Origin of the sequence: Amycolatopsis sp. H20-H5 (genome assembly GCF_035828755.1) — a bacterium.
In the GTDB taxonomy this organism is placed as follows: Bacteria; Actinomycetota; Actinomycetes; order Mycobacteriales; family Pseudonocardiaceae; genus Amycolatopsis.
The window spans coordinates 1-26698 of the sequence record NZ_JAYMZS010000068.1; the positions used below are offsets into that span (position 1 = coordinate 1).

At 69.9% G+C, this 26698-nt stretch carries 28 protein-coding genes and 1 pseudogene; 23 read left to right on the plus strand and 6 right to left on the minus strand.

Going from position 1 to position 26698, the window contains the following annotated elements; all coding sequences use genetic code 11:
* From QMK34_RS29910 to QMK34_RS29980, 15 genes are all read left to right on the plus strand, one after another.
* Positions 1-761, plus strand: a 761-nt coding sequence (locus QMK34_RS29910) for an FAD-dependent oxidoreductase (RefSeq protein WP_326417859.1), incomplete at its 5' end; no start/stop codon positions are given.
* A 269-nt stretch (positions 762-1030) separates the two neighbouring features.
* On the plus strand, positions 1031-1855 hold the full coding sequence (locus QMK34_RS29915; RefSeq protein ID WP_326417860.1) for an alpha/beta fold hydrolase: 825 nt from the start codon (positions 1031-1033) through the stop codon (positions 1853-1855).
* A gap of 18 nt (positions 1856-1873) precedes the next feature.
* Complete coding sequence (locus QMK34_RS29920; protein WP_326417861.1) at positions 1874-2875, plus strand: thioesterase family protein; 1002 nt, start codon at positions 1874-1876, stop codon at positions 2873-2875.
* 41 nt (positions 2876-2916) lie between these two features.
* Positions 2917-3636 carry a 2-hydroxychromene-2-carboxylate isomerase gene (locus QMK34_RS29925; RefSeq protein WP_326417862.1) on the plus strand — a complete coding sequence of 240 codons (720 nt, stop codon included), beginning with the start codon at positions 2917-2919 and terminating at the stop codon, positions 3634-3636.
* A 10-nt stretch (positions 3637-3646) separates the two neighbouring features.
* A complete protein-coding gene (locus tag QMK34_RS29930) occupies positions 3647-5353 on the plus strand; it encodes a phytoene desaturase family protein (protein WP_326417863.1) in 1707 nt (568 codons plus the stop codon).
* An 80-nt stretch (positions 5354-5433) separates the two neighbouring features.
* Positions 5434-5691, plus strand: coding sequence for an acyl carrier protein (locus QMK34_RS29935; protein WP_326417864.1), 258 nt, complete (start codon positions 5434-5436; stop codon positions 5689-5691).
* A 139-nt stretch (positions 5692-5830) separates the two neighbouring features.
* Positions 5831-7063, plus strand: coding sequence for a beta-ketoacyl-[acyl-carrier-protein] synthase family protein (locus QMK34_RS29940; RefSeq protein ID WP_326417895.1), 1233 nt, complete (start codon positions 5831-5833; stop codon positions 7061-7063).
* A complete protein-coding gene (locus QMK34_RS29945; protein ID WP_326417865.1) occupies positions 7060-8199 on the plus strand; it encodes a beta-ketoacyl-[acyl-carrier-protein] synthase family protein in 1140 nt (379 codons plus the stop codon). Before QMK34_RS29940 ends, QMK34_RS29945 begins: the two co-directional genes overlap by 4 nt.
* Positions 8199-9143 (plus strand): beta-ketoacyl synthase N-terminal-like domain-containing protein, encoded by a 945-nt coding sequence (locus tag QMK34_RS29950; RefSeq protein ID WP_326417866.1) that lies wholly within the window; start codon positions 8199-8201, stop codon positions 9141-9143. The genes QMK34_RS29945 and QMK34_RS29950 overlap by 1 nt, the downstream gene beginning before the upstream one ends.
* 89 nt (positions 9144-9232) lie before the next feature.
* Entirely contained in the window at positions 9233-10330 is a 1098-nt protein-coding gene (locus tag QMK34_RS29955) for a beta-ketoacyl synthase N-terminal-like domain-containing protein (RefSeq protein ID WP_326417867.1), read from the plus strand.
* Positions 10331-10370: 40 nt separating this feature from the next.
* Positions 10371-10634: an acyl carrier protein gene (locus QMK34_RS29960; RefSeq protein ID WP_326417868.1), complete on the plus strand. Its 264-nt coding sequence runs from the start codon at positions 10371-10373 to the stop codon at positions 10632-10634.
* Positions 10631-11026: a 3-hydroxyacyl-ACP dehydratase FabZ family protein gene (locus QMK34_RS29965; RefSeq protein WP_326417869.1), complete on the plus strand. Its 396-nt coding sequence runs from the start codon at positions 10631-10633 to the stop codon at positions 11024-11026. The genes QMK34_RS29960 and QMK34_RS29965 overlap by 4 nt, the downstream gene beginning before the upstream one ends.
* Positions 11023-11514 (plus strand): 3-hydroxyacyl-ACP dehydratase FabZ family protein, encoded by a 492-nt coding sequence (locus QMK34_RS29970; protein WP_326417870.1) that lies wholly within the window; start codon positions 11023-11025, stop codon positions 11512-11514. The genes QMK34_RS29965 and QMK34_RS29970 overlap by 4 nt, the downstream gene beginning before the upstream one ends.
* A gap of 11 nt (positions 11515-11525) precedes the next feature.
* On the plus strand, positions 11526-12272 hold the full coding sequence (gene fabG / locus QMK34_RS29975; protein WP_326417871.1) for a 3-oxoacyl-[acyl-carrier-protein] reductase: 747 nt from the start codon (positions 11526-11528) through the stop codon (positions 12270-12272).
* A 32-nt stretch (positions 12273-12304) separates the two neighbouring features.
* The gene (locus QMK34_RS29980; RefSeq protein ID WP_326417872.1) at positions 12305-12808 is read left to right on the plus strand and encodes a YbaK/EbsC family protein; all 504 of its coding nucleotides are present in this window, start codon (positions 12305-12307) and stop codon (positions 12806-12808) included.
* Positions 12809-13185: 377 nt separating this feature from the next.
* Here the strand turns inward: QMK34_RS29980 and QMK34_RS29985 are convergent, their stop codons facing one another.
* Positions 13186-14028, minus strand: a complete 843-nt coding sequence (locus tag QMK34_RS29985) for an ABC transporter permease (protein ID WP_326417873.1) — start codon at positions 14026-14028, stop codon at positions 13186-13188.
* A 36-nt stretch (positions 14029-14064) separates the two neighbouring features.
* Positions 14065-15009: an ATP-binding cassette domain-containing protein gene (locus tag QMK34_RS29990; protein ID WP_326417874.1), complete on the minus strand. Its 945-nt coding sequence runs from the start codon at positions 15007-15009 to the stop codon at positions 14065-14067.
* Positions 15010-15308: 299 nt separating this feature from the next.
* On the opposite strand from QMK34_RS29990, the gene QMK34_RS29995 reads away from it, so the two are divergent.
* The 3 genes from QMK34_RS29995 to QMK34_RS30005 all read left to right on the plus strand — a co-directional run bounded on the left by QMK34_RS29995 (position 15309) and on the right by QMK34_RS30005 (position 19138).
* Entirely contained in the window at positions 15309-16799 is a 1491-nt protein-coding gene (locus QMK34_RS29995; RefSeq protein ID WP_326417875.1) for a DUF2867 domain-containing protein, read from the plus strand.
* A 194-nt stretch (positions 16800-16993) separates the two neighbouring features.
* Complete coding sequence (locus tag QMK34_RS30000) at positions 16994-17368, plus strand: hypothetical protein (protein ID WP_326417876.1); 375 nt, start codon at positions 16994-16996, stop codon at positions 17366-17368.
* 501 nt (positions 17369-17869) lie between these two features.
* Positions 17870-19138: an HNH endonuclease signature motif containing protein gene (locus QMK34_RS30005; RefSeq protein WP_326417877.1), complete on the plus strand. Its 1269-nt coding sequence runs from the start codon at positions 17870-17872 to the stop codon at positions 19136-19138.
* Between the two features lie 109 nt (positions 19139-19247).
* On the opposite strand, the gene QMK34_RS30010 is transcribed toward QMK34_RS30005, so the two are convergent.
* A complete protein-coding gene (locus tag QMK34_RS30010; protein WP_326417878.1) occupies positions 19248-20018 on the minus strand; it encodes a class I SAM-dependent methyltransferase in 771 nt (256 codons plus the stop codon).
* Between the two features lie 109 nt (positions 20019-20127).
* On the opposite strand from QMK34_RS30010, the gene QMK34_RS30015 reads away from it, so the two are divergent.
* Positions 20128-20598 carry a hypothetical protein gene (locus tag QMK34_RS30015; RefSeq protein ID WP_326417879.1) on the plus strand — a complete coding sequence of 157 codons (471 nt, stop codon included), beginning with the start codon at positions 20128-20130 and terminating at the stop codon, positions 20596-20598.
* A complete protein-coding gene (locus QMK34_RS30020) occupies positions 20595-20918 on the plus strand; it encodes a winged helix-turn-helix domain-containing protein (RefSeq protein WP_326417880.1) in 324 nt (107 codons plus the stop codon). Before QMK34_RS30015 ends, QMK34_RS30020 begins: the two co-directional genes overlap by 4 nt.
* Before the next feature lie 55 nt (positions 20919-20973).
* Here QMK34_RS30020 and QMK34_RS30025 read toward each other — a convergent pair whose 3' ends face one another.
* From QMK34_RS30025 to QMK34_RS30035, 3 genes are all read right to left on the minus strand, one after another.
* Positions 20974-21690 (minus strand): anti-sigma factor, encoded by a 717-nt coding sequence (locus tag QMK34_RS30025; protein ID WP_326417881.1) that lies wholly within the window; start codon positions 21688-21690, stop codon positions 20974-20976.
* A complete protein-coding gene (gene sigK, locus QMK34_RS30030; protein ID WP_326417882.1) occupies positions 21687-22292 on the minus strand; it encodes an ECF RNA polymerase sigma factor SigK in 606 nt (201 codons plus the stop codon). The genes QMK34_RS30025 and sigK overlap by 4 nt, the downstream gene beginning before the upstream one ends.
* A gap of 166 nt (positions 22293-22458) precedes the next feature.
* The gene (locus tag QMK34_RS30035) at positions 22459-23445 is read right to left on the minus strand and encodes a hypothetical protein (RefSeq protein WP_326417883.1); all 987 of its coding nucleotides are present in this window, start codon (positions 23443-23445) and stop codon (positions 22459-22461) included.
* Between QMK34_RS30035 and QMK34_RS30040 the strand changes: the two genes are divergently transcribed.
* The 3 genes and pseudogenes from QMK34_RS30040 to QMK34_RS47965 form a co-directional block, all read left to right on the plus strand.
* The gene (locus tag QMK34_RS30040; RefSeq protein ID WP_326417884.1) at positions 23444-23608 is read left to right on the plus strand and encodes a hypothetical protein; all 165 of its coding nucleotides are present in this window, start codon (positions 23444-23446) and stop codon (positions 23606-23608) included. The two genes, QMK34_RS30035 and QMK34_RS30040, sit on opposite strands and share 2 nt — an antisense overlap.
* A gap of 162 nt (positions 23609-23770) precedes the next feature.
* Entirely contained in the window at positions 23771-25012 is a 1242-nt protein-coding gene (locus QMK34_RS30045; RefSeq protein WP_326417885.1) for a lipase family protein, read from the plus strand.
* Between the two features lie 142 nt (positions 25013-25154).
* Positions 25155-26579, plus strand: a pseudogene (locus QMK34_RS47965) (amino acid adenylation domain-containing protein); the annotation flags it as partial.
* Positions 26580-26698 lie beyond the last annotated feature (119 nt).

Genomic DNA, 26698 nt, shown 5'->3' on the forward strand with positions numbered 1-26698 from the left:
GTCGTCGGCGGCGGTTTCATCGGCGCGGTCGCGGCGACGTCACGCTCGTCGAGGCGCTGCCCGCGCCGCTGGCGGGCGTGCTCGGCACCGAGGTCGCGCACGAGCTGGCCCTGCTGCACCAGGACAACGGCGTCCGCCTGGTGTGCGGCACCGGCGTGACCCGGCTGCTCGGCGACCCGGCGGTGACCGGGGTGGAGCTCGCCGACGGCCGCACGCTCGCCGCGGACGTCGTCGTGCTGGGGCTCGGGGTGCGGCCGAACACGGGCTGGCTTGCCGGTTCCGGCATCGGCCTCGACGCCGACGGCGGGATCCGTTGTGATGAGTACTGCGCTGTCGACGAGTACTGCGCGGCCGACTCCGAACGCACCGTCTACGCGCTCGGCGACGTCGCCCGCTGCCTCGATCCGGTGGCGGGCAGGCACGTGCGGGTGGAGCACTGGTCCAACGCCGTCGAGCAGGCGGCCACCGTGGTGCGCAACCTCGTCGAGCCCTCGCCGGTCGCGCATCGGCACCAGCCGTTCTTCTGGTCCGACCAGTACGGCGGCAAACTGCAACTGCTCGGCTACCCCGACCCGGCGGACACGGTCACCGTGGTGCACGGCGCCGGGCCGCGACGGCGTTTCGCCGTCGCCTACCAGCAAGGCCCGCTGTTGCGCGCGGTGCTGACCCTGAACTGGCCCAAGGCGCTCATGGCCGCCAGGCGGGCGGGGTTCACACCGGGTGCGGCCGCCGATGTGGTGGCCGAATGGAAAAACTTGTAGTCGCAGGTTCCGGAAAAACCCCGGCCGATTCGGCCGCGTGTATTGCGCGAATTCTTTTTCACCCGTAGAGGTTGTCCCGTGAATATCCCGGGATCATTGGCGAGGAAGAAAAGCCCGCAGAACTCCCGGTACAAAAAAGTTGATGAGTCGTTCGCCTCTGCGCCGAAGATTGGTAGCGTCGTGGCAGCGGTTCAGCAAGCGAAACTCGGCAAATGAAACAACAGAGCTGACGTACTTTCCCGCATTCAATCTCGCGAAAGGGTTCTCCGGTGTCCGGTCACAGCGATGTCGAGCCACTTGTGCTCCGACAGCAGGACGCGTTCGCCACCGGCGAGCACCGCGCCCTGCTGCTGCACGGCCTGGGCAGCAGCGTGAGCTGCTGGGACGCGTTCCTGGCGAACAGTCCCGCGAACCTGGACTGCTGGACCGCGGCCCTGCCGTGGCGGGCGGGCGGGCCGTTCGCGGCCGTCGAACCTGATCAGAGCACCTGGATCGCCGAGGCGATCGGCCGGGTGCCCGGCGGGTTCGACGTCGTGATCGCGCATTCGTTCGCCACGGTCCTGCTGCTGCGCCTGCTCGCCGAAACCGCGGCGGCGGCCAAGGACCCGTTCACCGAGTACGGCATCCGGGCCGTCGTGCTCGTCGCACCGTTCTACCGGCGCCGGGCCGACGAGTTCACCTGGGACGAGCTGCCCGACTGCCTCGACCGGCTGGTGCTGGGCGCGGACGAGGGAATCCGGCTCGCCGGGCGGAAGAGCCTCGACCCCGGGATTCGCGGGGAAATGGCTCAGCGCGCGTGCACCCAGCTGGGACCGTACTGGGTGCTGCGCCACCTCGACGCCTACCTCCGGACGCCGTTCCTGCCGGTGGACCTGATCGACCTGCCCGTGCACGTCATCGTCGGCGACCGCGACCCGATCGCGCCGCCCACCGAGGGCGAGGTACTCGCCGGCCGTCTCGGCAACGCCTCGCTCCAGCGGATAGACCACTGTGGACACTCGCCGATGATCGAGCGTCCCGACCAGTTTTCCCACGCAGTCCAAGAGTTCCTCGCCACCCTGCCTGCCGGGCCGATCCCGGCCGGCCTCACCTGAGCAACGGGAGACACCTCGATGACCATCATGTCCGACGTCGCGATCCAGGCGTTGCTGACCGAGCCGAGCTCGGTCACGCTGCGCCCGTCCTACGAGGGCGGGAACATCAACACCGCCATCGGGTTCAAGTGCGTCAACAACCTGCTCGAAGCCGCGGTGCTCGACCACTTCCGCGCGGCGGGCCTCGGTGCCACCGAGCTGTACCTCACCCACGGCGTCAACTTCGACGTCGTCGGGGTGGAAACCCGGCTGCACACCGTGCTCACGCTGGACGACGACGTGGTGCTGGAGGTGACCCCGAAGATCCGAGACAAGGACGACGAGCTGGTCTTCTCGGTGACCGCGACCGTGCAGCGCGACGGCGCCCCGAAGAAGGCCGTCAGCTCCAAGCAGAAGGTCCTGCTCCGCCGCGACACCAACGTGCTCGACCCGGCGCCGCTGCCCGACGCGCTCTCCCGTTTCGTCGTCGCCCGGATCGCCACCGCCGAACCCACCGAGCTGTCCGCCACCCCGTCGGACGACTTCTACGGCGCCGTGCACCGCGGTGAGACCGCCGACACCGACCCGGTGCTGGCCGAGATCATGGGCGACAGCAACGCCTTCGGCTGGAAATGGCGGATCCCCTACTACTACTGCCACTTCACCGAGCGCATGCAGATGTCGGGCTACCTGCGCCAGATGGAGGAGGCCAAGCACCTGTTCGTCGCCTCCCGCGGGATCAGCATCAAGCGGATGCTCAACGAGCGCGGCTGGATCCCCGTGGTGACGCAGTGCAAGCTGCGCTTCACCGACGAGGCGATCATGGAAGAGGACCTCTACACCGTCTACACGGTCGAGTCGGTCTTCAAGGACATGCTCTACACCTCGCGCGTGGACTACTACGTCGTCCGCGACGGCAAGCTCGTCCAGACCGCCACCGGCTCGATCACCCATGGCTACTGCCACAAGGAATCCGCCGAGGCCGAGTGGCAGATGATGGTCTTCGACGACGAGGTCCGCCGCGCGCTGCGCGTCCAGTAACCCAAGACGACCCCACCAAGACACAGTTCGGAGGAACTCGCATGGCTTCCCGCCGGGGTTCGCGCTGGTACTTCTCCTTGCGCAGCCCGTATTCCTGGTTCGCCTACCGTGACATGAGCCTGACCAACCCGGAGATGCTCGACGCCGTCGAGTGGCTGCCGTTCTGGGAGCCGGACGAGTGGACCGCGCGCCTGCTGGCCGAGCAGGGGGTGACCCTGCCGATCGTCCCGATGAGCCGGGCGAAGAACTTCTACATCCTGCAGGACACCCGCAGGCTGGCCACGGCGAGGGGCCTGACCGAGATCACCTGGCCCATCGACCGTGAGCCGTGCTGGGAGGTCGCCCACCTGGCGTGGTTGGCCGCCGCCGACGAGGGCCGCGGCCAGGAGTTCGTGGCCGCGGCGTCCCGGGCACGCTGGCAGGAGGGCAAGAACATCTCCGAGCCCGCCGTGATCGCCGGTATCGCGGCGGAACTCGGCCTCGACGCGGACCGGTTGTCCACCGCGGCCCAGGACGAGGGCCTGCGCGAGCGCGGTGCGGCCCTGCTGGCCGAATCGGCCCACGACGGGCTGTTCGGGGTGCCGTTCTTCATCAACGGCCGCGAGAAGTTCTGGGGCGTGGACCGGGTGGACGCCTTCGTCCGCGCCTTCCGGGAAACCCACGCACCCGCCACACCGGCGGAGCTGGACCAGGATTTCGCCGGAAACCCCGGGCTGCTGGCCGCCGGTGCGGACCAGGGCCACGCCGGCGGCTGTGGCTGAGGAGACCATTGTGGACACTTCGACTACTCGAACCACGAGCGGCCATGACTGGGACGCCATCGTGGTCGGCGCCGGGCTCGGCGGGCTGACCTGTGCCGCCTACCTGGCCGCGAGCGGTAAGCGCGTCCTGGTCCTGGAGCAGTTTTCCGTGGCGGGCGGGAACACCCACGTGTTCCGCCGCCGTCGCAGCTACGAGTTCGACGTCGGGGTCCACTATCTCGGCGACTGCGCGCCGGGCGGCGTGATCCCGTCCATTCTGGACGGTGTCGGGCTGCACGACCGGATCAGTTTCCTGGAGATGGATCCGGACGGTTTCGACCAGATCCGGGTGCCCGGTGTCTCGGTCGACATGCCGGTCGGCTGGCGCGGTTACGGCGAGCGGCTGCGGGCGGCGATGCCGGACGAGGCCGCCGGGCTCGGGCTGTTCGTCGAGATCTGCTCGGCGATCGGCGAGGAGCAGCGCACCGCGCTGTTCACCGGGCACGAGCACACCCCGCTGGAGATCGCGGCGAGCACCCCGGTGACCCGCCAGTGGGGGCGAAAGCGGCTGGACGACCTGTTCAACCACTGCGGACTGTCCACAAAGGCCCGGACGGTGCTGGCGGCGCAGGCGCCCAACTACGGTTTGACCCCGCGACAGGCGACGGTGCTGAGGCACACCAGCGTCATCGACCACTACCTGCGCGGCGCCTACTACCCGGCGGGCGGCGGCCAGACCCTCGCCGCCGGGCTGGTGGAGGTGATCGAGGCACACGGCGGGCAGCTCAGGACCCGCACCCGGGTGCGGCGCATCCTCGTCGAGGACCGCGCCGTGACCGGCGTGGGGCTCGACGGCGGAGAGGTCGTCACCGCGGACCTCGTGGTGTCCAACGCGGACTACCGCCGCACGGTGCTCGACCTGGTCGGCGGGGAGCATTTCCCCGATTCCCTGGTCACCCGCACCCGCAACGCCCAGATGGGGATGCCCTGGCTGGTGCTCTACCTCGGCCTGGACATCGACCTTGCCGAACGGCCGAACGCCAACCTGTGGTGGTACGACACCGACGACATCGACGGCTACTTCAGCCAGGTGAGCACCGAGTCGCTCGACGAGGTGCCCTTCCTGTTCGGCTCGTTCGCCTCGCGCAAGGATCCCGGCAACCGGACACTGTGCCCGCCGGGGCACGCGAACCTCCAGCTGATGACGCTCTGCCCGGCCGACTACGGCTGGTGGGGCGTCACCGACGGGCCCGCGAGCGGCGGGGACTACCGCCGTGACCCGGAATACCTGCGTAAGAAGCAACTGCTGACCGACGCGACGCTGCGGGCGGCGGAAAAGGCCATCGGGCCCGTGCGCGGGCACATCACGCACCTGGAGGCGGCCACCCCGCTGACCCACGAGCGCTACACCCTGTCGTCGGGCGGCACGCCGTTCGGCATGGCGGACTGGGGCGGCACCGCGCGGCCCGGTACCGCCACCAGTGTCCGGGGCCTGCACGTCGTCGGCGCCAGCACCCAGACCGGCAACGGCGTCGCCGGGGTCATGCTCGGCGGGATCTCCTGCGCCGCGGGCATCCTCGGCGCGAACCTGCTCGCCGACGCCCGCCGCGGGCAGGTGCTCGGCGACCCGGACCGGTTGCCCGGCCGGGGCGCGGGCTGGGACCCGCGCGACGTCTGCCGGGGTGGCGCCCGGCGCGGCCGGACCGGAACCAAAGCTCTGGCCGAAGTGGCCGGATGACCCCAGAACGTGCGCGGTCGGATTCGCGAACGATGACCGCCCGAAAAATGAACACCACCCAGAGAGGGAAGTGAATTTCTGTGACTATCAGCATCGACACCGACCGCCAGGCACGCATCAAGGAGGTCGTCTGCGACGTCCTCGAGCTCGAGCAGGTCGAGGTCACCTCGACCAGCCTGTTCAAGGAGGACCACGGCGCCGACTCCCTGCTGGCCATCGAGATCCTCGCCGGCCTGGAGAAGGAGTTCAAGGTGATGATCGACCAGACCGAGCTCGAGCGCATGGTCAACCTCGACGGTGTGTACGCCGTGATCGACGAGTCGATCAACGCGGGCTAGCCGGGATTCCCGGCTGGAAGCAGAGCTTCACCGATCCGGGAGGCAGGCCTCGTGCGGGCCTCCCGGATCGGAGCCGGCCAGAGCACCGGCGATCGGACCGTACCGAGGGAGACCCATGTCTGTGACCACTGATGATGCGATGCGAGACGATGCGGCGAACCGCGTCGTCCTGACCGGCTGCGGCGTGTTTTCCAGTATCGGTGTCGGCGCCGACGCCTTTGCCGAAGGATTACGCGCCGGGCGAAGCGGCGCGAAGCCGATCACGATTTTCGACACCGAGGGTTTCGCCCACGCGAACGGCTGCGAGATCGTCGGTTTCGAGCCCGAGCGCTGGATCAAGAACCTGCCCATCGAGACGCTGGGCCGCGCGACGCAGTTCTCCGTCGCCGCGGCGCGGATGGCCGTCGACTCCGCGGGGGTCGACCTGGAAGTACTCCGCGAGAAGCGGGGGATGATTTCGATCGGCACCACCGACGGCGAGTCCTACGACCTCGACCACCTGGTCGGGATGGAGGTCGACGGGGGCCCCGAGGCCATGGACCCGGTGGTCGCCCGCCGGGTGTCGCCCAACCGGCTGTCCATCGCGGCCGCCCAGGAACTCCGGCTGTCCAATGTGGAGGCCGTCACCATCGCGACCGCGTGTTCCGCGGGCAACTACTCGATCGGCCAGGCCTTCGACGCGATCCGCTCCGGGCAGGTGGACTACGCCCTGTGCGGTGGCGCGGACGCCATGTGCCGCAAGACTTTCACCGGCTTCTACCGGCTCGGCACGATCGCGCCGGACGTCTGCCGCCCGTTCGACGCCGACCGCAAGGGCATCCTCACCGGTGAGGGCGCCGCCGTGCTGATGCTGGAGAGCCTGGCTTCGGCACGGGCCAGAGGTGCGCGCGTCTACGCCGAAGTCCTCGGCTACGGCATGAACTGCGACGCCTACCACCAGGTCGCGCCGAACCAGGCGAGTGTCGCCCGGTGCATGCAGATCGCGCTGGACAACGCGGGCATCAAGGCCCAGGAGGTCGACCTGATCTCCGCGCACGGCACCGGCACCAAGGCCAACGACGTGACCGAGGCGCGGGCGATCCACGACGTCTTCGGCGACGGCCCGCCGCGCACCGTGTCGCTCAAGTCGATGCTCGGGCACACGATGGGCGCCGCCAGCGCGCTGGCCGCCATCGCCTGTTCTTTGGCCGTGTACCACGGGTTCATCCCGCCGACCATCAACCACCGGAAGACCGATCCGGAGTGCGAGATCGACTGCGTGCCCAACGAGTCGGTCGAGGCCGACCTGCGCATCGTGCAGAACAACGGGCTCGCCTTCGGCGGCAACAACGCGATCGTGATCCTTGGCAAGTATCTGGAGGACGAGCGGTGAGGATTCCCATCACCGGCGTCGGTGCGGTGGCCAGTATCGGCCGCGACAGCACCGAGGTCTTCACGAGTTTGTGCGCCGGCCGCAGCGGCCTCGGCGCGATGCGGGGCTTCGACCCCAGCCGGTTCACCGCGGGGCGGCTCTACGAGATCGACGACCGGACCGGCCCCGCGCCCGACCGCACGCTGCGTGCCACCGGGTTCCTGCTCGACGCCGTCGGCCAGGCGGCCGCCGGGGCCGGGCTGGGGGAGGACCTCTCCGGGATCCCCGTCCTCGTCGGGACCGGGCTGCGCGAACTGCGCTCCGCGGAGCTGTGGTGGCGCGACTCCGCCGCCTTCGGCGCGGACCGGCTCCACTTCGGCACGGCGCTGCGCGAGCGGTTCGGCGCCGCCGACACCCACACGATCTCCAACGCCTGCTCGGCCTCGCTGTACGCGCTGGCCCTCGGCGCGGACCTGCTGAACCTCGGCGAGGCGGACACCGTGATCGTGGCGGGCGTCGACTCGATCACCGAGAGCATGTTCGGCCTGGCCGACCGGGTCCAGCCCACCCCGCCCACCGCGGTGCGCACGCTGGACGCGAACCGCCAGGGCACGATCCTCGGCGACGGCGCCGCGGCCGTGGTGCTGCGCCGCGAGGATCTCGACTGGCCTGGCGGACGGCTGTGGGGGCGCCTGCGCGGGGTCGGCCTGACCTGCGACGCGAAGCACCCCACCGCCCCGGATCGGGATTGGGTCGCCGCGACGATCCGGCAGGCGCACGCGCACGCCGGGGTCTCGCCTCGCGACATCGACCTCGTCATGCTGCACGGCACCGGCACCCCGCTCAACGACCTGGTCGAGGCGCAGGCCTACGCCGAGGTGTTCGGCGAGGCCGCGAGCGGCCCGGTGATGACCGGGATCAAGTCGATGACCGGGCACACCAGCGGTTCGTCCAGCCTGCTCAGCCTCGTGGTGGCGCTGCAGGTCATGGCGACCGGGAAGGTCCCGCCGATCCTCGGCCTGACCGACCCCATTCCCGAGGCCGACGGGTTCCGGCTCGTCCGGGACGCCGAGGCCAAGCACGAAGTCTCCCTGGCGGAAGTCCATGGGTTCGGATTCGGCGGGATCAACGCCGTGGCGATTGTCGAGGCACCGTGATGATCACCGTGACCGGGGTCGGGGTCGCCCTGCCGGGCGCCGAGTCCGCAGAGGCACTGTTCGCGGCGGCCGGCCCGGACGGCGTGGTCGATCCGTCGGCCGTGCTCGGCCGCAAAGGCCTGCGCTACAAGGACCGCGCGACCCAGATCGGCCTGAGCGTGGCACAGCGTGTGCTGGTCGACGCGGGCCTGCTGGCCGACGGCGAACTGACCGTCGACGGCACGCGGGTCGCCGTGGTGGTCAGTTCCAACCTGGGCAACGTCGAGACGGCGTGCCGGGTGACCAAGACGATCGCCGAGGAGACCAGCCGCGGGCTCAGCCCGATGGACACCCCCAACGCGTCGAGCAACATCATCTCCTCCGAGGTCGCCATCCGCTTCGGCCTGCACGGGCCGAACCTGATGATGTGCAACGGTGCGACCTCCGGGCTGGACGCCGTCCGGTGGGCGGCCACGCTGCTGCGCTCCGGGCGAGCGGACCGGGCGGTCGTGGTCGGCATCGAGCCGGACAACGAGATCGTCCGCAGCCTGGTCGGCGAGCGCGTGGCCGACGGCGGCGCGGCGATCGTGCTGGAGTCGGCCGAGGCCGCCGCGGAGCGCGGAGCGACGGTGTACGCCGTGCTCGGCGCGCAGACCCGCGGCCCGGATCTCGCGGGCTGCCTCGAAAAGGTCGCCGCCACCGAGACTGACGGTCCCACCGGCTGGTTCGTCCCGGCGGGTCTCCAGGCGGATTCGGCCACGCTGGCAGGGGTCGCGCGCCACGACCTGTCCGCGACCTGGGGACATCTCTCCGGTGCGCTGGGCGTCGTGCAGTGCGCGGCGGCGATCGGCCGGTTCCGTGACGGCGACGGCGGTCCGGTGTACCTGACCTCCGGTAGCGACGGTGACGACGGCAGCGCCGTGCTGGTGCTGCGTTCGCCCGCAACCGAACCGGTCCCCGCCTGATGAGTCCACATCGGACACCACACAGCGGACTGCGTAGCGGACTTCACAGTGGACTTTGAATACGGACACCGAGCAGAACGGAAGCGATCGTGACCTCTTCGACAATCCCGGCCCGGCCGGTGATCACCGCGTGGTCCGCGGTGTCCCCGTTCGGCATCGGCAAGGACGAGTTCGCAGCCGGGGTGGTGTCCGGAAAGGACAGTGTCTCGACGCTGGACGCCGAACAGTGGTCCGGCCCGGACGACCACGCGTGCGTGGTGCCCGGCTTCGCGCTGCGCGAGGTGCTCGGGAAGAAGGGCACCCGCTCGATGGACCGGGTGACCGGCCTGGCCGTGACCGCGGTGCGAGACCTGCTGCGCGACTCGGCGGGGGCCAGGCTCGGCGACGCCGAGGGGACCGGCCTCGTGCTGGGCACCACCACCGGCAGCGCACAGTCCATGATGGACTTCACCCGCGCCTCGCTGGTCGGGGAGCGCCCGTTCTACGTCGACCCGTCGCAGATGCCCAACGCGGTGATGAACTGCGCCGCGGGCCAGTGCGCCATCTGGCACGAGCTCAAGGGGCCCAACACCACCATCGCCGGTGGCCGGGTCGCGGGGCTCTCCGCGCTCAGCTACGCGGCGGGCCTGCTGGCTTCCGGCCGCGCGGAGTCCGTGCTGTGCGGGGCCGCCGAGGAGTTCTCCTCGGCACGGGCGTGGCTCGACCACCACCGGCGCGGCGCGGAAACCGCCCTGCTCGGTGAGGGCTGCGCCATGTTCCTCCTGCAGCCCGCCGGGTCCGCGACCCCGGAGAAGCCCGCACTCGCCGAGATCCTCGCGATCGAGTCGCGCGTCTACCTCGAAGGTGACCTGCGCTCCGCGCTGCGCGCCTGTGTCGACGGCGTCCTCGCCCGCGGTGGCGTGGCCGACGCGCAGGTGTGGGCCGTGTCGCCCTCGGGCATCGGCGGGTTCACCGGCGAACAGGAACAGGCGGTGCTCACGGCGCGCTTCGGCGAGCAGGTGCTCGGCCGGGCGCCGTCGATGGCCCCGATCGGGGACACCGCGGCGGCGTCGGCCGCCTTCCAGATCGCCTCGCTGCTGGGGCTGGCCGAACGGTCCGCCGCGCCGTCCGGCGCCGTCGCGCTCGTGTCCGCTGTGGACGACAACGGCCTCGTTTCCTGCGCCGCGCTGCGCTTGCTCGGTGCCTGACCCGCGACTGAACTGACGACTATCACCAAGGAGGAACGACATGTCGATCGAAACGATCGCCGAGCTCGACCGGGAAGAGATGCGGGTGCTGCTGGCGGAGACCGTCGACGCGGACCTCACCGAGGTCACCGACGACGCCGACTTCGTGAAGACGCTGGCGGTCGACTCGCTGATGGCACTGGAGGTCATCGTCGTGCTGGAACGCCGGTACGGGGTCAAGTTCAGCGAGTCGGAGATGCGCTCGGTGCGGACGCTCCGCAGCGCGCACGAGCTGGTCTCCGCGAAGCTGCGGGGGCGCCCGTGACCAGCCCGGTCCTCGCCGAACGGCGGGTGGAGCGGCTGGAGTTCGACGACCTCAGCGGGAAGTGGTCCGCCACCGTCTCGGTGTCGATCAACGCGGACGAGCCCGTCTTCGCCGGGCACTACCCGGATTTCCCGATCTTCCCCGGCGTGTGCGTCCTGGAATGCGTCCGGCGCGGCGCGGAGGTCGCCGCGCCCGCGGACGCCGGCATCCTGCGCCTGGCCGCGGTGGAGTCCACCCGGTTCACCAGCGCGGTCTACCCCGGCGACGTGCTTTCGATCGAGCTCCAGTGGGCCCAGCGCGGCCTGGACTGGCGCTGCAGCGCGCGGGTCGGCACCGATCGGGGCCCGGCCGCGTCCGTCCGACTGCGTTACCAGCCCGAGGAGGCGTCATGATCGGCCCCGCCAGTGTCCGGAGCATGCTGCCACACCGATACCCCATGCTGCTCGTCGACCGCATCCTCGAGGTGGGCGAGCCCGACTTCGTCCGCACGGTCAAGGCCGTCACCATCAACGAACCGTGGTACTCGCGGCTCGGCCCGGACGCCAGTGAGGCGGATCTCGCCTACCCGGAGTTCCTCCTGATCGAGTCGTGGACCCAGACGGCGGGCATCCTCGCCAAGCAGATCGCCCGCTCGGCGGCCGACGGCCAGATCATGCTGTTCGGCTCCATGAACGACGTCGAGTTCCACCGCCCGGTGTTCCCCGGTGACCTGGTCGAACACCACGCCCGGCTCTACCGCGCGCTGAACGACACGATGATCTTCGAAGGAACCAGCCGCGTCGGCGCCGAACCGGTGCTGACCGTCGGCCGGATGACGATGGCGTTCCGGCCCGGCGAGCTGCTCAGCTCCGCGCGCGCCGGTCAATCAGGCAGTCAGTGAGGGAGTAGGTCATGGCAGCGAACGAATCGCGGATCGCACTGGTCAGCGGCGGGTCCCGCGGCATCGGCCGGGCCATCGTGGCGCGGCTGGCCGCCGACGGTTTCGACGTCAGTTTCTGTTACCAGTCCAACGAGCAGGCGGCGCTGGAGCTGGAGAAGACGGCGGGCGAGCTGGGCGTGCGGGTGCTGGCGGCGAAGGTCGACGTGACCGAGTCGGCGTCGGTGAAGGCCTGGGTCGCGCGCACCGAGTCCGAGCTCGGGCCGATCGACGTCGTGGTCAACTCGGCCGGGATCACCAAGGACAACCCGCTGGTGCTGATGTCCGATGAGGACTGGCACAGCGTGCTCGACACCAACCTGGACGGCGTCTACCACGTCTGCCGCGCGGCGATCTTCGAGATGATGAAGCGCAAGTCCGGCTCGATCATCAACCTGTCGTCGGTGGCCGGCGTGTACGGCAACGCCACGCAGTCCAACTACTCGGCGTCCAAGGCCGGCATCATCGGCTTCTCCAAGGCCCTGGCCAAGGAGGTCGGCCGGTACAACATCCGGGCCAACGTGGTGGCGCCGGGCTACATCGAGACGGACATGACCGCCGGGCTGTCGGACAAGGTCAAGCAGCAGGCGGCCAAGCAGATCCCGCTGCGCCGGTTCGGCCGTGGCGAGGAGGTGGCCGACCTGGTCGCCTTCCTCGCGAGCGAGCGGGCGGGCTACGTCACCGGCTCGGTGTTCCAGATCGACGGTGGCATCACCGTCTGATCCCGCGCCGAAGCCGGATTCGAGGCCAAGACATGACGACGACCGAACAGACCACCACGGGCAGCGCGTACGGGAGACTGTGCGCGCTGCTCGCGGAGCAGGATGCCCCGTACCGCTTGATCGAGCACGAACCCCAGGGGTGCACGGAGCTCGCCAGCGAGCTGCGCGGGCACGACCTCGCCCAGGCCGCCAAATGCCTCGTCGTGGTGGTGCGCCCGGACAAGCGCACCAGCCGGTTCGTGCTGGCCGTCGTCCCCGGCGACCGGCGGCTCGACCTCGACAAGGTCCGTGAGCTGGGTGGCGGCCGCAAGGCGGGCTTCGCCAGCCGCGAGACCGCGGAGCGGCTGGCCGGGTGCGTGAGCGGCACGATCATGCCGTTCTCGTTCCACCCCGAGCTGGAGCTGCTCGTCGACGAAGACCTGCTGCACCAGGACACGCTGTACTTCAACGCCGCCAAGCTGGACCTGTCCATGGCACTGTCCACAGCGGACTACGTCCGCGTCACCAGACCGCGCACCGCGAGCATCAGCCAGTAACTTCGTGTGCGGCGAAAGCCGCCGCCAGGGCTCCCCGCCCCGGTGGCGGCTTTCCTTATGGGTCAACGCCGCCCCGCCCGTATTCCACGGGCGGGGCTTCTCGCTGTGTCAGGGTGTGGGCCAGCCCGCCGGGGGGGTATGTCCACACGAGACAGTACCGTCCGCGATGGGCGCACTGTCCACACAAGACAGTGCCGCCCACCAGCGGTGAACTGGTGGGCGGCACGGGATCGGGGGAAGCCGGCGCCGGCGGGAGGGGGAGTCCGCCGGCACCGGCCAGGGAGGCCGGCCCGGTGTTCGCCTGGTGAGCGGGATCTGCCGGGCAGGCGGGCCTTCGCCGTCGCTGCAGGGTAGGCAGCCGCGAAGGTGGTCTTTGGTTACAGGACGCGGAACGCCCGGTTGGCGACCGGCCCGCACACCAGCACCACGGCCAGGCAGACGAGCACGGTGGTGACGAACTGGCCCAGTGTGATCTGCCCGGTCGCCATGCCCCGCGCCGCCGCGTTGGCCGACGAGACGGGGTTCGCGTTGGCGATCACCTGCAGCCAGCTCGGCAGCGAGTCGATCGGCACGAAGGCGTTGGAGGCGAACAACAGCGGGAACGTCAGCATCGTGGTGATCATCCGCAGCACGTCGCCGTTGCGCAGCAGGGCGGCCATGGTGATGAAGATCCAGCTCATCGACCAGCCCACGATCAGGCTGACGAGGATCGCGCCGAGGATGCCCGGGATCCCGCCGGGCGGGTCGAACCCGAAGATCAGCGCGCCGAGGATGGCGACCGCGATCAGCTGGTAGAGGCCCCTGGCCGAGTCCGCGAGGCTACGGGCCAGCAGCACGGTGAACCGGGCGATCGGCATGGTGTGGAACCGGGTGATCACGTCGTTGCGCAGGTCGGCGATGAGGCCGTTGCCCGCCTGCGCGCCGGCGGCGACCGCGGTGATCACCATGATCGCCGGCACCAGGTTGTCGATGTAGGACACCCCGGACGGCAGCCCGGGGACCTCGCCGAGCACGCGCAGCACGCCGCCGAACATCAGTAGCATCACCAGCGGCTCGATGAAGGTGATGATGAGCACCCCCGGCTGCAGGTACGGCCGGATCGACCGGCCGGTCAGCGCGAGGGTCTGGGTGAACACACTGCTCGCCTGCCACTGCTCGGTGCGGGGCTGGGGCGGGGCCGGTGAGCCCTGCTGGGTGGTGGCGGCGTCGATGACCGTCATCTGGGTGGCTCCTTCGTGGGTGGAGAGTCGGGTGGGCTACGCCGCCTGCGTGGCGGGCCTGCGGGTCTGGGCGAGGTAGACGTCGTCCAGCGTCGGCTCGGAGAAGGCCAGCTCGGCGACCTCGGTACCGGCGTCGTTCAGCGCCCGCACCACGATCGCGAGGTCGCCGGACGTGGCGACCGGGACGCTCACCGCCGCCCCTGACTCGTGCCTGCCCCGCAGGCCGACCAGCGCGACGGCGTTCAGCGCCGAGGGCACGTCGGTCTCGGCGCGCAAGGTCACGGTGACCATGCGCTGGCCGACCTCGGCCTTGAGCTCGGCGGGCGCGCCGCCCGCCACGATGGCGCCCTCGGACAGCACGGTGATCCGGTCGCAGAGCCGGTCGGCCTCGTCGAGGTACTGGGTGGTGAGCAGCACCGCGGCGCCCGCCCCGGCCAGTCGCTCGATGGTCTCCCAGACGCTCAGGCGCGCCGTCGGGTCCAGCCCGGTCGTCGGCTCGTCGAGGAAGATCACCTCGGGCCTGCCGACGAGGCTGGCCGCGATGTCGAGGCGCCGGCGCATCCCGCCCGAGTACTGGGCGGCCGGTCGTTTGGCGGCTTCGGTCAGGTCGAACAGTTCGAGCAGTTCGTCGGTGCGGCCGCGTGCCTGCTTGCGGCTCGCGCCGAGCAGCCGCGCGATCAGGCCAAGGTTGTCGCGGCCGGACAACGCGACGTCCACCGAGGCGAACTGCCCGGTCAGCCCGATGCGCTTGCGGACCTGCTTGGGCTGGGCGGTCACGTCGAACCCGCAGACCTTCGCCGAACCGCTGGTCGGCGGCAGCAGGGTGGACAGGATGTGCACCAGCGTGGTCTTGCCGGCGCCGTTGTGCCCGAGCAGGCCGTGGATCGACCCCTCGGCCACCGACAGGTCGATGCCCTGCAGCGCGGTCACGGAGCCGAACGACTTCGTGACGCCGACGGCCTCAATCATGGTTTTGGCCACTTGCCTGGCCCTCCGTTGTATTGTTGCCGGCGCTGAATGCCCGGTCTGGATTCGGATTCTTCCGCGATGTTAGAACGGCCCGCCCAGTGCGACGGTCCTGCTGCAGGTTCGTGTACCTGCCTTGTTTCCCGCAGCTCAGCGGGCTGTCATGAGACCAGCACCGGAAACGCGATGGTTCGAATTGTTCGATACACGATTGCTTTCTCCGAATTCGCCGGACGACGGTGCTGTGCTTTTATCTCCGCCCGGCGGGACCCTGTTCCGTCCACTGTGGATTTTCACCGACCAGGAGGGTGATCATGAACCGCGTTCTCGTTCTTGGAGCGACCGGCTACATCGGCACCAGGCTGGTGCCCCGGCTCGTGTCGGCGGGCTATGACGTGCGCTGCCTGGTCCGCACTCCGGCCAAGGTCCGCCTGCCCAGCGGGTGCGCCGAGGTCGAGATCGTCACCGGCGACGTGCTCGACCCGGCCGCTGTGCGCGACGCCCTGCGCGAGGTCGACGTGGTCTACCACCTGGTCCACTCGCTGGCCGAGCGTGACTTCCAGGAGCTGGACGCGACCGCCGCGTCACTGGTCACCGAGGCCGCCGCGGCGGCGGGCGCGCGCCGGATTGTCTACCTGGGCGGCCTGCGTCCGGCCGAGGACGACGAACGGCCCGCCTCGCGCCACCTCGCGTCCCGGGCCGAGGTCGGCGACCTGTTCCTGCGGGGCCGGGTGCCCGCGGTGGTCCTGCAGGCGTCGGTGATCGTCGGATCCGGTTCGACGAGCTACGAGCTGCTGCGCTACCTCACCGAGAGCGCCCCGGTGCTGCCGCTGCCCGCGTGGGCGGACAACCCCACCCAGCCGATCGCGGTCAGCGACGTGCTGCACTACCTGGCCGGCTGCGCCGAGCTGCCGCCCGAGGTCAACCGCGAGTTCGACATCGGCGGCCCGGACGTGCTGAGCTACCGGCAGATGATCCAGCGCTACGGCCGGACGGTGGGCCTGTTCCCCCGGTTCATGCCGACCACGCCGATGGTCTCACCCGCACTGCTGGCCCGCCTGGTGGAACAGCTCACGCCGGTGTCCGCCGCGGTCGCCGAGCCGCTGATCGAGTCGCTCGCGCATCCGCTGGTGTGCCGGGACAACGACATCGTCGGCCACGTCGGGGCGCCCCCGGGCGGCCCGCTGACCTTCGAGGACGCCGTGCGCGCCGCGATGGTGTGCACCCTGCCGGACCCGGCCTCGGCCGAGCAGCCCCGGAATTCGGCACTGCCACACCCCGGCGACCTGCCCGGCTCCGGCGGCCCCGCGTTCGTCGACGAGCGCGAGTTCATCAGCTGCGCGTCGGCCGAGCGGGTGTGGGAGACGAGCGCCGAAATCGGCGGGGAGTCCGGCTGGTACTCGCCGCCCCTGGTCGAGCGCGTGCAGGGCCTGGTGAGCAGGCTCGCCGGCGCGGGCGAACTGGTGGCACCGTGGCGAGTGGAAAGCGTCGACGCCGTCCACCGCCGGGTGATCCTGCGGTCGAAGGCCGCCGAGCCGGGCCAGACCTGGCTGGAGCTGTCGGTCTCGACCACCGAGAAGGGTGAGACGCAGTACCGGCAGCGGCTGGTGTTCCGGCCGAGCGGCGCCCGCGGCCAGGTCTACTGGCTGGCGCTGCGCCCGATCCACGAGTTCCTCCACAGCATGATGGCGCAGAACGTGGTGCTGGTCGCCCAGCGCGAGTCCAGCCTGCTGGCCCCGGTCGGGCGCCTGCTCGGTTCGCTGGGCCGATGGCCGGGACGAGTGGGCCTCGGCGCCACCGGCTAGCCCACAGCGGACAGGTCTTCCGTCCTTTGTGGTCACTCGTCTTGACGGTCACCCAGCGACGGTTTACGCCGAACGGGTCATGATCGGTGATCTCCCCACCGGAGGCGACGACGGTGACGAAGCCCTGCTGTCGCTCACCCGCCGCTCTGCGGCGCTGGGGGCAAGGGCTGCGGGGCAAGGGCTGAGGGGAAACCATGTACCACCACCCGATCATCACCGGTGAGTTGCTGGAAGCCACGACGCAGGCACTCGCGGTGCACACCGGGGTGTTCCTGATCGGCGACGACCACCTGGTCTGCACTGTCGTCGTCACAGCGGCGCGGGAAAACGGGAGCCTGCCGCCACTGAGCACGCACATGTCGTGGCTGCCCCGCTCGATCAGCCTCCAGCACGGCGCGAAAGCCAGCCGCCGAGCGCCCGCGATCCGGCTCAAACGTCATTCACTGGGCGGCACGCCCGACGTCATCGTCACAACGTACCTGGGGCGGCCGGATCCGGCGTTCGACCTCGCCACGGCGTCCATTGTGGACTTCTGGTTCAACCCCGGCGCCCTGCGCGGTCCTGGGTAGCGGAGGGCTCTGAGAACGCGTCTGAGAACTGACGTAGCAGCCGCCGCTCGAAGCCTCGGGGGCCTGGCCTTCGAAGCCGCCTACCCTCCACAAAGGACGGAAAATCTGCCCATTCGCCCGTTTCATACCGCCATGACCGTTTCATGCGTGCCCCTGAAGGCCACCATGACAGCGTTAAACGCCGTGAAGGCTCCCATCAGGGCACACGGCAAACCTGGGGTCGCGACTGAAGGGGACCTTCCCTCGACTCAACCTCACAAAAGTCCCCTTCACCAGAACAGACCATGTGAAAGTCCCCGTCAGTCACGCGGCCCCAGGCGCCAAACTGGACGACATGACATCAGTTTCCGGACGCCCTCTGACACTGGCCCGGCAGTCAGGCAGCGACGGACCGCCGATTTCCCGTTCGGGTGGTGGACTGAGTTTCCTGCTGCTCTCTGTGATCGTTTTTGTACCTGACTGAGTGATGAACATACGTGCGATTTCTGGTTGTATAGAGGTGTGACCAGTGCGAACGTGTATGTCGAACCGCCACAGGACCTGTGGCGGTCAGGCCCGCGCGAACTCGCGGCCATCGTGCACCAGTTGGTCGAAGCGTCTCGTGTGGTGGATGCGTCTATCGGGCGAGTGCTCGCGGAGATTGATCGCCAGGGTGCGCGGGAGCTGTTCGGCTACAACTCGACGGCACGGTTTCTGGTGGATGCGGAGCGGATGACGCATCGTGAGGCGAAGAAACTCCTCGACCGGGCGACTGCTCTCAACCCCGGTCGCCGGCTGGATGGCTCGGACAGTCCGCCTCTCGCACCGTTGACTGGTGCTGCTGCGAGGGACGGGGTGTTGGGTAGTGGACATGTCGACGCGATCGTCGACGTGATGAAGAAAATCCCGACCGACGTGCTTGACGATGAGCGAAGACAGGCCGAGGAAATCCTTGTCGACCTCGCCCGCAAAGCCCCCTGCAACGACGTTCACAACGCCGGGGTGACCATTCTCGACCGGATGGATCCCGACGGTCCGGAGCCTGATCACCGGGACCCGATCTATCCGTTGCGGACATTGCGGTTTCAACAGAAGCACAACGGTCGGCTCGCGATCCACATCGAAGTTGACGCGGTCCTCGCTGCGCAGACCCGCGCTGTCCTCGATCCGCTCGCGGAGCGGCGCACCACCGACGAAGGCGAACCGGACGTCCGCTCGATGTCCGAACGCTACGGGGATGCGTACGGGGAGATCATCGGGCTGGTGATCACCAGTCCGGAGCTGCCCATCCAGAATGGGGATCACGCGCACATCATGGTGACCATCCCCCTCGACGTGCTACGCAGCGGACTCGGCACCGCCTGCCTCGACCTCACCGAAACCATCAGTGCGACCGAAGCACGCATTATCGCCTGCGACTGCGGCATCATTCCCGCGGTGCTGGGTACCGCGAGTGAACCACTCGACCTGGGACGGATGAAACGGTTCGTCACCCAAGGCCAACGACGAGCCCTACAACTCCGCGACCGCGGCTGCGCGTTCCCCGGCTGCAAACGCAAACCGAAACACACCCAAGCACACCACATCCTGGAATGGGTCCTCAATGGACTCACCAACCTGGACAACCTCGTACTCCTGTGCGGCCATCACCACCGGCTGATCCACTGCTCAGCGTGGGAAGTCAGGATCGCCACAGACGGACTCCCGGAGTTCATACCGCCCGACTATTTGGATCCGCTACGCAAACCACGCCGCAACACCCTGCACCCACCACTCGCGTTCGCAGGCTAAACAGACAGGCCGGTCACCCCGCCACCCACGGCGGGGCCACCGGCATGTCCGCGGCCTTCACGGCGACAACTCGACGACAACTCGGCGACGACTCCGTCGTCAACCCGGGTCAGGGACGTCCGGGGCGTCGCGCTCTTTCGGTTCTCCAGCCCCAGGACTGGACGGGCAACTCCACCGCACCGGCGTCGCCGGTGTGACCGGAGAGCACCTCGGTCGCGTGCCGGTCGAGCTCTGCCTTCTCCTCGTCGGTGGCGACGAGGTAGTTGCTGTGCGTCGCGAACAGGGCCAGTACCTGGTCGACCGGCATTGTCACCGACGAGGAGAACGACGCCGTGGACACGGGCCCGAACGGCGCTTCCGGTGGGAGGCTGACGTCGGCGTAGGTCTCGCGGACCTTGCGGCGGTGCGGGTCCGCTTCCGTGCCAAACAGCTCGTTCACCCACGCGACGAACGGGTCCGGGCTTGTGCCGATCACACCGAGGCTGCCGCCGTCGCGGATCACTCTGGCGACTTCGGCGAGGGCGCGGCCGGGGTTGAACCAGTGCCAGGCCGAGCCGACCACCACGGCGTCCACACTTTGGTCGCGTAGCGGGATGTTCTCGGCCAGACCGGCCAAGACGCGCGCGCCTGGTGAGCGCTCGAGAAGCACCGCGCGCATCCGCTCGTCGGGCTCTACCGCGACGAAGCCGACGTCCATCCCCTCGAGTCGCCTGCAGAGCTGTCCGGTGCCCGCCGCGAGGTCGAGGACCAGGGTGCTACCGGGGCTGACAAGCCACCGGACCGCTTCGGGCGGGGGTGACAGCCGCACCCTGTCGTACTCCTGCGCCGCGTCCCCGAACGCGCGGGAACGCGGCTCGGAACGCCCCCGAGGGTCCGTCATGACCGGAAGGGTAGCGAACGGGGGAGTGGGCCGCGATTTGCTGACTGTCCGCGTGGCATGTACTTTCCATATTAGAAAGTACATGCCACGACGAGCGAGGAGAGTAGCTGTGAACGAAGCATCGCTGGCACTGCAGGAGATCGATCGGCAGCGGGCCGCACTGGCGGCCAAGGTGCGGCTGCCGTGGTGGTACGCGGGGTTGTTCGCGCTCGCGATGCTGGCCACGCTCGCCGCTCCGCTGGTCACCCGGGCCGTCTCCTGGGAGGTGGGCAGCTGGGCCGTGATGATGCCGGCGCTGGTCGTGCTGCTCGTGTTCGACCTGCTCCTTGGCTACGTGACGGGTGCGAAACTGGCCTGCGGCACCCTGCGGGCCTACCCGTCGAGCCGACCGGCCGGGCTGACCCTGCTCGGGTTCGCGGTGGCCGGGATCGTCGGGGTCCCGGTGCTGGCCGAGCTCGGTCGATGGCCGTTCGCCGTGGTGCTCGTCGTCGTGTGCACCGCGGCGGCGGTACGGTGCCTGCTGTGGCAGACGGCGGGGATCCGCAAGGACATCCGGGCGGGCCGGGCAGTGGTGTCGTGAGTGCGCCGGTACCGAAAGCCGGCCTGGACCCGGTGATCCACCCGCTGGCCAGGCTCTCGATCTGCGGGCTGCTCGCCGCCGGGGCGGACTGGGTGGATTTCGCGACCGTGCGCGAGAGCGTCGGGGTGTCGGATTCGGTGCTGTCCAAGCATTCGAAGGCGCTGGAGGAGGCGGGCTACCTCGAAGTCCGCAAGGGCGCGGTGGGTCGTCGGCCGCGGACCTGGTTCCGGCTCACCGGGCAGGGACGCCTCGCGTTCGGCGCCCACGTGGCCTGGCTGCAGAACGCCGCACAGAACGCCGCACAGAGCGTCGAAACCTAGCGTTTCGGGAAGCACCGGCGAAGCGCCGGAATCCGGCGGCGCCGGGCAGGCGTGATCAGGCCAGCTCGACCTTGACCACGCCCGGGGTGGTGGGCCGCGGCGATCCCGCGGCCGGTTCGGTGGTGACGGCGATGACCTTCGTGTCGAGGGGGAGGCCACCGGTGAGGACGCCGGTGGGCCGCAGCAGCCCGGCCGACTGCGGGCCGTGCGTTCCGACGAGCCAGGCCTGGTAGGTGTGTGCGGAGTCCAGCGCCGGCAGGTCGCGGACGTTGAGCACGAACTGGCCCTGGCCGCGGGACACGACTGCGGTGGCGTCGCCACCGTCCGTGCCGCGCGCCGCGACCGTCACCGCGTCCGACGCCGCCAGCACGGCGGCGCCGGGCACGCCTTGTGCCTGAGTCTGCTCCTGCGCGGGCCCCTGCCGGCCCAGGTTGATGCCACCGACGAACAGCGCCGCGGCCGCAGCGGCAGACAGGACGCCGATCGCGGCCCGCTTCACCCACCGCCGCGAAGCGCGGGACCCGGTACCGGCGACGCGGGGCGGCAGCTGCCGGGTCACCACGATCTCGGCCAGCACCCGGGCGCGCAGGGACTCGCTGAGTTCCGAGCCGGTTTCGGCGCCGAGGCGGGCGGTGGTTTCGCGGAACTCGAGCACCTCCTGCCGGCAGGCCGGGCATTCGGTCAGATGCCGGTCGAAGGAGGCGCGTTCGAGGTCGGTGACCGCGTTCAGCGCGTAGGCGCCGGTGAGGGCGTGGACGTCGGCTGTGGTCATGAGTGCGCTCCCAGTGCGTCACGCAGGCGGATCAAAGCGTCCCGGATTCGCGTTTTGATGGTGCCGACGGGCACGTGCAGCACCTCGGCGACCTCTCGATAGGTGAAACCCTTGTAGTAGGCCAGGTTGATGGATTCACGTTGGATCTCCGTCAGGCTCGACAGTGCGACCTTGACGCGCTCGCGGTCCAAAGTGGCCAGTGTGGTCTCGGAGACCTCGTCGAAGGGGCGCCGCAGGTCCAGCCGTTCGGCGCGCTCCTCGCGATCGCTCGCGGCCTGTTCCGAGCGGACCCGGTCGATGGCGCGCCGGTGGGCGATCGTCAGTGCCCACGTCTTCACGTTGCCGCGTTCGGCCGAGAAGTGACTCGCTTTCCGCCAGATCTCCACCAGCACCTCCTGGGTGACCTCTTCCGAGATCGCCCTGTTGCGCAGGATGCGGGTCACCAGCCCCAGGATCGGGCCGGCCAGCAGGTCGTAGAGCCCAGCGAAGGCCTGCTCGTCACCCAGCGTGACTCTGCTCAGCAGTGCTTCCGGACTGGGTGGGGCCTCGTCGACGGCAGTCGTCGCGGAGGGGAGTGCGAACACCGAGGCGCCAGTGGCCATGCTGAGCCCTTCAGAGGTAATGGGGCCGAGCCGGATCCTTGCGCAGCCTGTGTGTCATCGGTGATTCGGCGCCGACCGCTTCGTGGATTGGTCGGCGCCCGCGTGCCCCTGAAGGCCACCATCACAGCGTCTAACGCCGTCATGGTGGCCTTCAGGGGCAATCAGTTCAGGCTGCGGCGTGAGGTTCGGCCGGGGTCCGGTGGTGCTCGGCGAGGAGCCGCAGGCCGGCGGCGGCCATGAGGAGCCCGGCGGACGCGCCGAGCAGGAGCCCGAAGAGCCGCACCGGCGACGCGGCGCCTTCGACGGTGGCGGCGTAAAGGCCCGAAGCGAAGATGACTCCGGTGCCGATCCAGGCGGCGGCCAGCGGCAGCAGGAAGCGGCCGCGTCCCCAGCGGTGCACCAGCGTCAGCAGCCCGAGGACACCGGCGATGCTCAGCACTCCCTGGGTCGCCCAGAAGGTCTGCTGCGTGGCGGTCTGCACGGCCGCGGGGTAGCCGCCCAGCGCGCCGCCGTCGATGGCCCACACGAGCTGGATCACGCCATAGCCGGTGGCGACGACCGCGGCGACGGTGACCAGCACGGTCCGGCGGGGTCGGCTCGCCGCGGCTCGCAGGTCCGCGGTCCGCATCCGGAACAGCTCCGTCCAGCGGGCCAGGGCGTACAGCACGAACGTGGCCACCAGCATGATCCCCTGGACGGTGAAGCCGCCGTAGACGACGCCGTACACCCAGCCGTGCAGGCCGTTGTCGGCTCCGATCGGCGATCCACCGGCGAATCCCTGGACCACGATGCCCAGCGGCACGCCCAGCGCGATCGGGGCGAGCAGCCCGGTTCCCACCCAGATCGGGATCAGCACCAGCCAGGCGGGCAGCCGCTGCCCCCAGCGGCAGGTGAACGCCAGTGCCACCACGATGGCGACCAGATCCATGCCCATCGTGACGGCGTTGCCCACCACGTGCTTCGTGTCGGCCATCTCGGCCGTGCCCTGGCCGACCGTGCCGACGGAGCTGCCGGCGAGCCACGCGATCTTCAGCGTGAGGTAGGGGACGCAGGCGGCGATCGCTCCGCAGCAGGCGACCAGCCGGGCGATCCGCAGCCTGGAGGCACCGGGGGACGCGGGCACCCGGTCGAGCACATGAGCTGAATCTGTCATGCCAGGAAGCCTGGTCCCTCCCGGCCGCCCGGACTTCCCGCCACGGGCGGACCCGTCTCCCTCGCCGGAGGGAGAACGACGCGAGTACACCCGCGCGCTGCTGCTTTCGTCGCCGGTGCCCGACCCCGCCCGGCAACGGGAACGGCGCGAACGGGCCGGGTAGTCGAACGCGGCAAAAGCAGTCACCGCGGTGAGTACTCGATCGGCGGTTGTCCGGACGTACGTCAGCACCGCTGCCGGGCGTCTTGACAGCGCGCGCCGGGAGGAACGAACATCCGAATCCATCGAGCGTGAAAACGTTTCACAAACTTGCCGAGGAGTTCGAATGGCTTCCCCTTTCCGGCACAAACTCGCCGTTTTCCTGGCCTTACTGGCTTCGGCTGGTGGCCTGGCGGTGGCGGCGCCCGCCTCGATCGCCGCGCCTGCCGACTTCTACACGCCGCCCACGTCGTTGCCCGCCGGGCAGAACGGTGACGTGGTCAAGACGTTGCCGTCGACCTACACCAGCCAGAGCGGTGTCACCTCGACGCGCGTGATGTACCTGTCGCGGGACGCCCACGACCAGCCGATGGCCGTGACCGGGACGGTGCTGGTCCCGCAGGCCCCGTGGACCGGTCCCGGCGCGCGTCCGGTGGTCGCCTACGCCCCGTTCACCGCGGGCGTCGCGGACAAGTGCGCCGTGTCGAAGGCGATCGCCGGGGACACCTCGTCCGACCTCGTCGGCAGCGTGCAGACCACGTTCATGAACGGGTTCCTGGCTAAGGGCTACGCCGTGGCCCAGACCGACTACCAGGGCCTTGGCACCCCGGGCGACCACACGTACGCCATGCGGCTGCCGCAGGCGCACGCCGTGCTGGATGTGCTCCGGGCCGCCCGGCAGCTGCCCGCCAACGGGGTGTCCCCGAGCGCGCCGGTCGCGATCGCCGGGTACTCGCAGGGCGGGGGCGCGGCCGCCGCGGCCGCCGAACTCGCGTCGGCCTACGCGCCGGAACTGAACGTCGTCGGCACCTACGCCGGCGCCCCGCCCGCCGATCTGGCCGTACTGGCCAAATCGCTCGACGGCGGCCTCTACGCCGGGTTCGAAGGGTTCGCGATCGTGGGAGTCAACGCGGCCTACCCCGAACTGAACCTCACCGACCTGACCAACGCGCAGGGCAAGGAAGCCCTCCAGCAGCTGGGCGGCTATTGCACTTTGGACGCGGTGTTCGGCTTCGCGTTCAAGAACACCGCGACGCTGACCAAGGACGGCAAGCAGGTTTCGGACTACCTCGCCAAAGAGCCTTACGCGTCGGTGATCGCGACACAGAAAATCGGTAACGTGAAGCCGGCCGCGCCGGTATTGGTGGAATCGTCGCCCAACGACGACGTCGTCCCCAATTCGCAGGTCGTGCAGCTGGCCAAGGATTGGTGCGGAAAGGGCGCGGCGGTGCAATACAGCCCCATCAACGGCCTTTTCCCGTTCTTCACCCACGCCCTGTCCGGGTTCACCGCGGCCACGAACAGCGCGAACTGGGTCGCCTCCCGCTTCGGTGGTCAGCCAGCGCCGACCAACTGCGGAAAGTTCTGACGTCTCGGAGCGCCCGGGACCGAGGGGTCCCGGGCGCTCCGGGCTGCCGTCGAGTCTGCTCGTTCGTCTCTGCCGCGGCGCCCGGCGTCCCGTCATGCTCCAGACGCCGGATGTATTCGTGCTGGAGGACACCTTCATGATCATGTTGCCTGAGCGTGGCGCGGCCGTGCCGCTGCCGGACGTCTGCGTGCACGAACTGTTCGCCCGCCACGCGGCCGCCACCCCGGAGGCCACCGCCGTGCTCTTCGGGGACGAGCGGCTGGACTACGGCGAGCTCGACCGCCGGGCCAACAGGTTCGCGCACCGGCTGCGTGAGCTGGGCGTCGGCCACGAGGTCCCGGTGGCACTGTGCCTCGAACGCAGTGCGGACCTGCTCGTCGCGATGCTGGGAATCCTCAAGGCGGGCGGTTTCTACGTCCCGCTCGACCCCGCCTACCCACCCGAGCGGCTGGAGTTCATGCTCGCCGACTCGGGCGCGGCCGTCGCGGTCACCCAGCGCGGGCTCGCCGGCCGGGTCGCGTCGGCGTCCACCGTGGTGCTCGTCGACGAGACGGATCTGAGCGGGCGGCCGGACACACCGCCCGCGGCCGGGACGACCCCGGACAGCCTGATCTACCTGATGTACACCTCCGGCTCGACCGGCCGCCCCAAGGGCGTGCAGGTCACCCACCGCGGCGTGGTGCGGCTGGTGCACCGGTCCGACTTCGCGGACTTCGACGCGGACCAGGTGTTCCTGCTGCTCACGTCCCTGTGTTTCGACGTGTCGACCTTCGAACTGTGGGGCGCCCTCGGCAACGGCGCGACGCTGGCGGTCCTGCCGCCGGGGGTGCCCACCGCCGCCGCGATCGAGGAGGCCGTCCGCCGGTTCGGCGTGACCGTGCTGTGGCTGAGCTCCGGGCTGTTCGGGCAGGTCGTCGACGCGCGGGTGAGCGCGCTCTCCGGCGTCCGGCACGTGATCGCGGGCGGCGACGTCGTCCCGCCGGTGCAGGCCCGCCGGGTCATCGAGGAGCTGGGCGCCGAGATGAGCAACGGCTACGGCCCCACCGAATGCACCACGTTCGCTTGCGCCCACCGCGGGATGTCGCTCGCCGACACCGAGGGCCCGATCCCGATCGGCGTGCCCATCGCGAACACCCACGCGTTCGTCGCCGACGCCGACGGGACGCCCGTCGCCACGGGGGAGCGCGGCGAGCTGCTGCTCGGCGGGCCGGGCGTGGCACGCGGCTACCACCGCCGGGCGTCGCTGACGGCGGACTGGTTCGTGCCCGATCCCGCGGGCGGTGGCGGCCGCCTCTACCGCACCGGCGACGAGGTCCGCGTGCGCCCGGACGGGGTGTTCGAGTTCTTCGGCAGGCTCGACCAGCAGGTCAAGATCCGCGGCTTCCGGATCGAGCCCGGCGAGATCGAGGCCGCGCTCACCGCCCACCCCCTCGTCCGCGCCGCCGTGGTGGTGCCCCACGAACGGGGAGCGGGCGACCGGGTCCTCCTCGCCCACGTCGTGAGCGACCCCGACCGGCGTCCCGCCCAGGACGAGCTGCGTGCGTTCCTGCTGACCCGCCTGCCCGAACACCTGGTCCCCTCCTTGTGGTCCCACCTGGACGAACTGCCGATCACGCCGAACGGCAAGGTCGACCGCGCGGCACTGGGAGTGCCGGAGGACACCGCTTCGGCGGCGTCGTTCGTCGC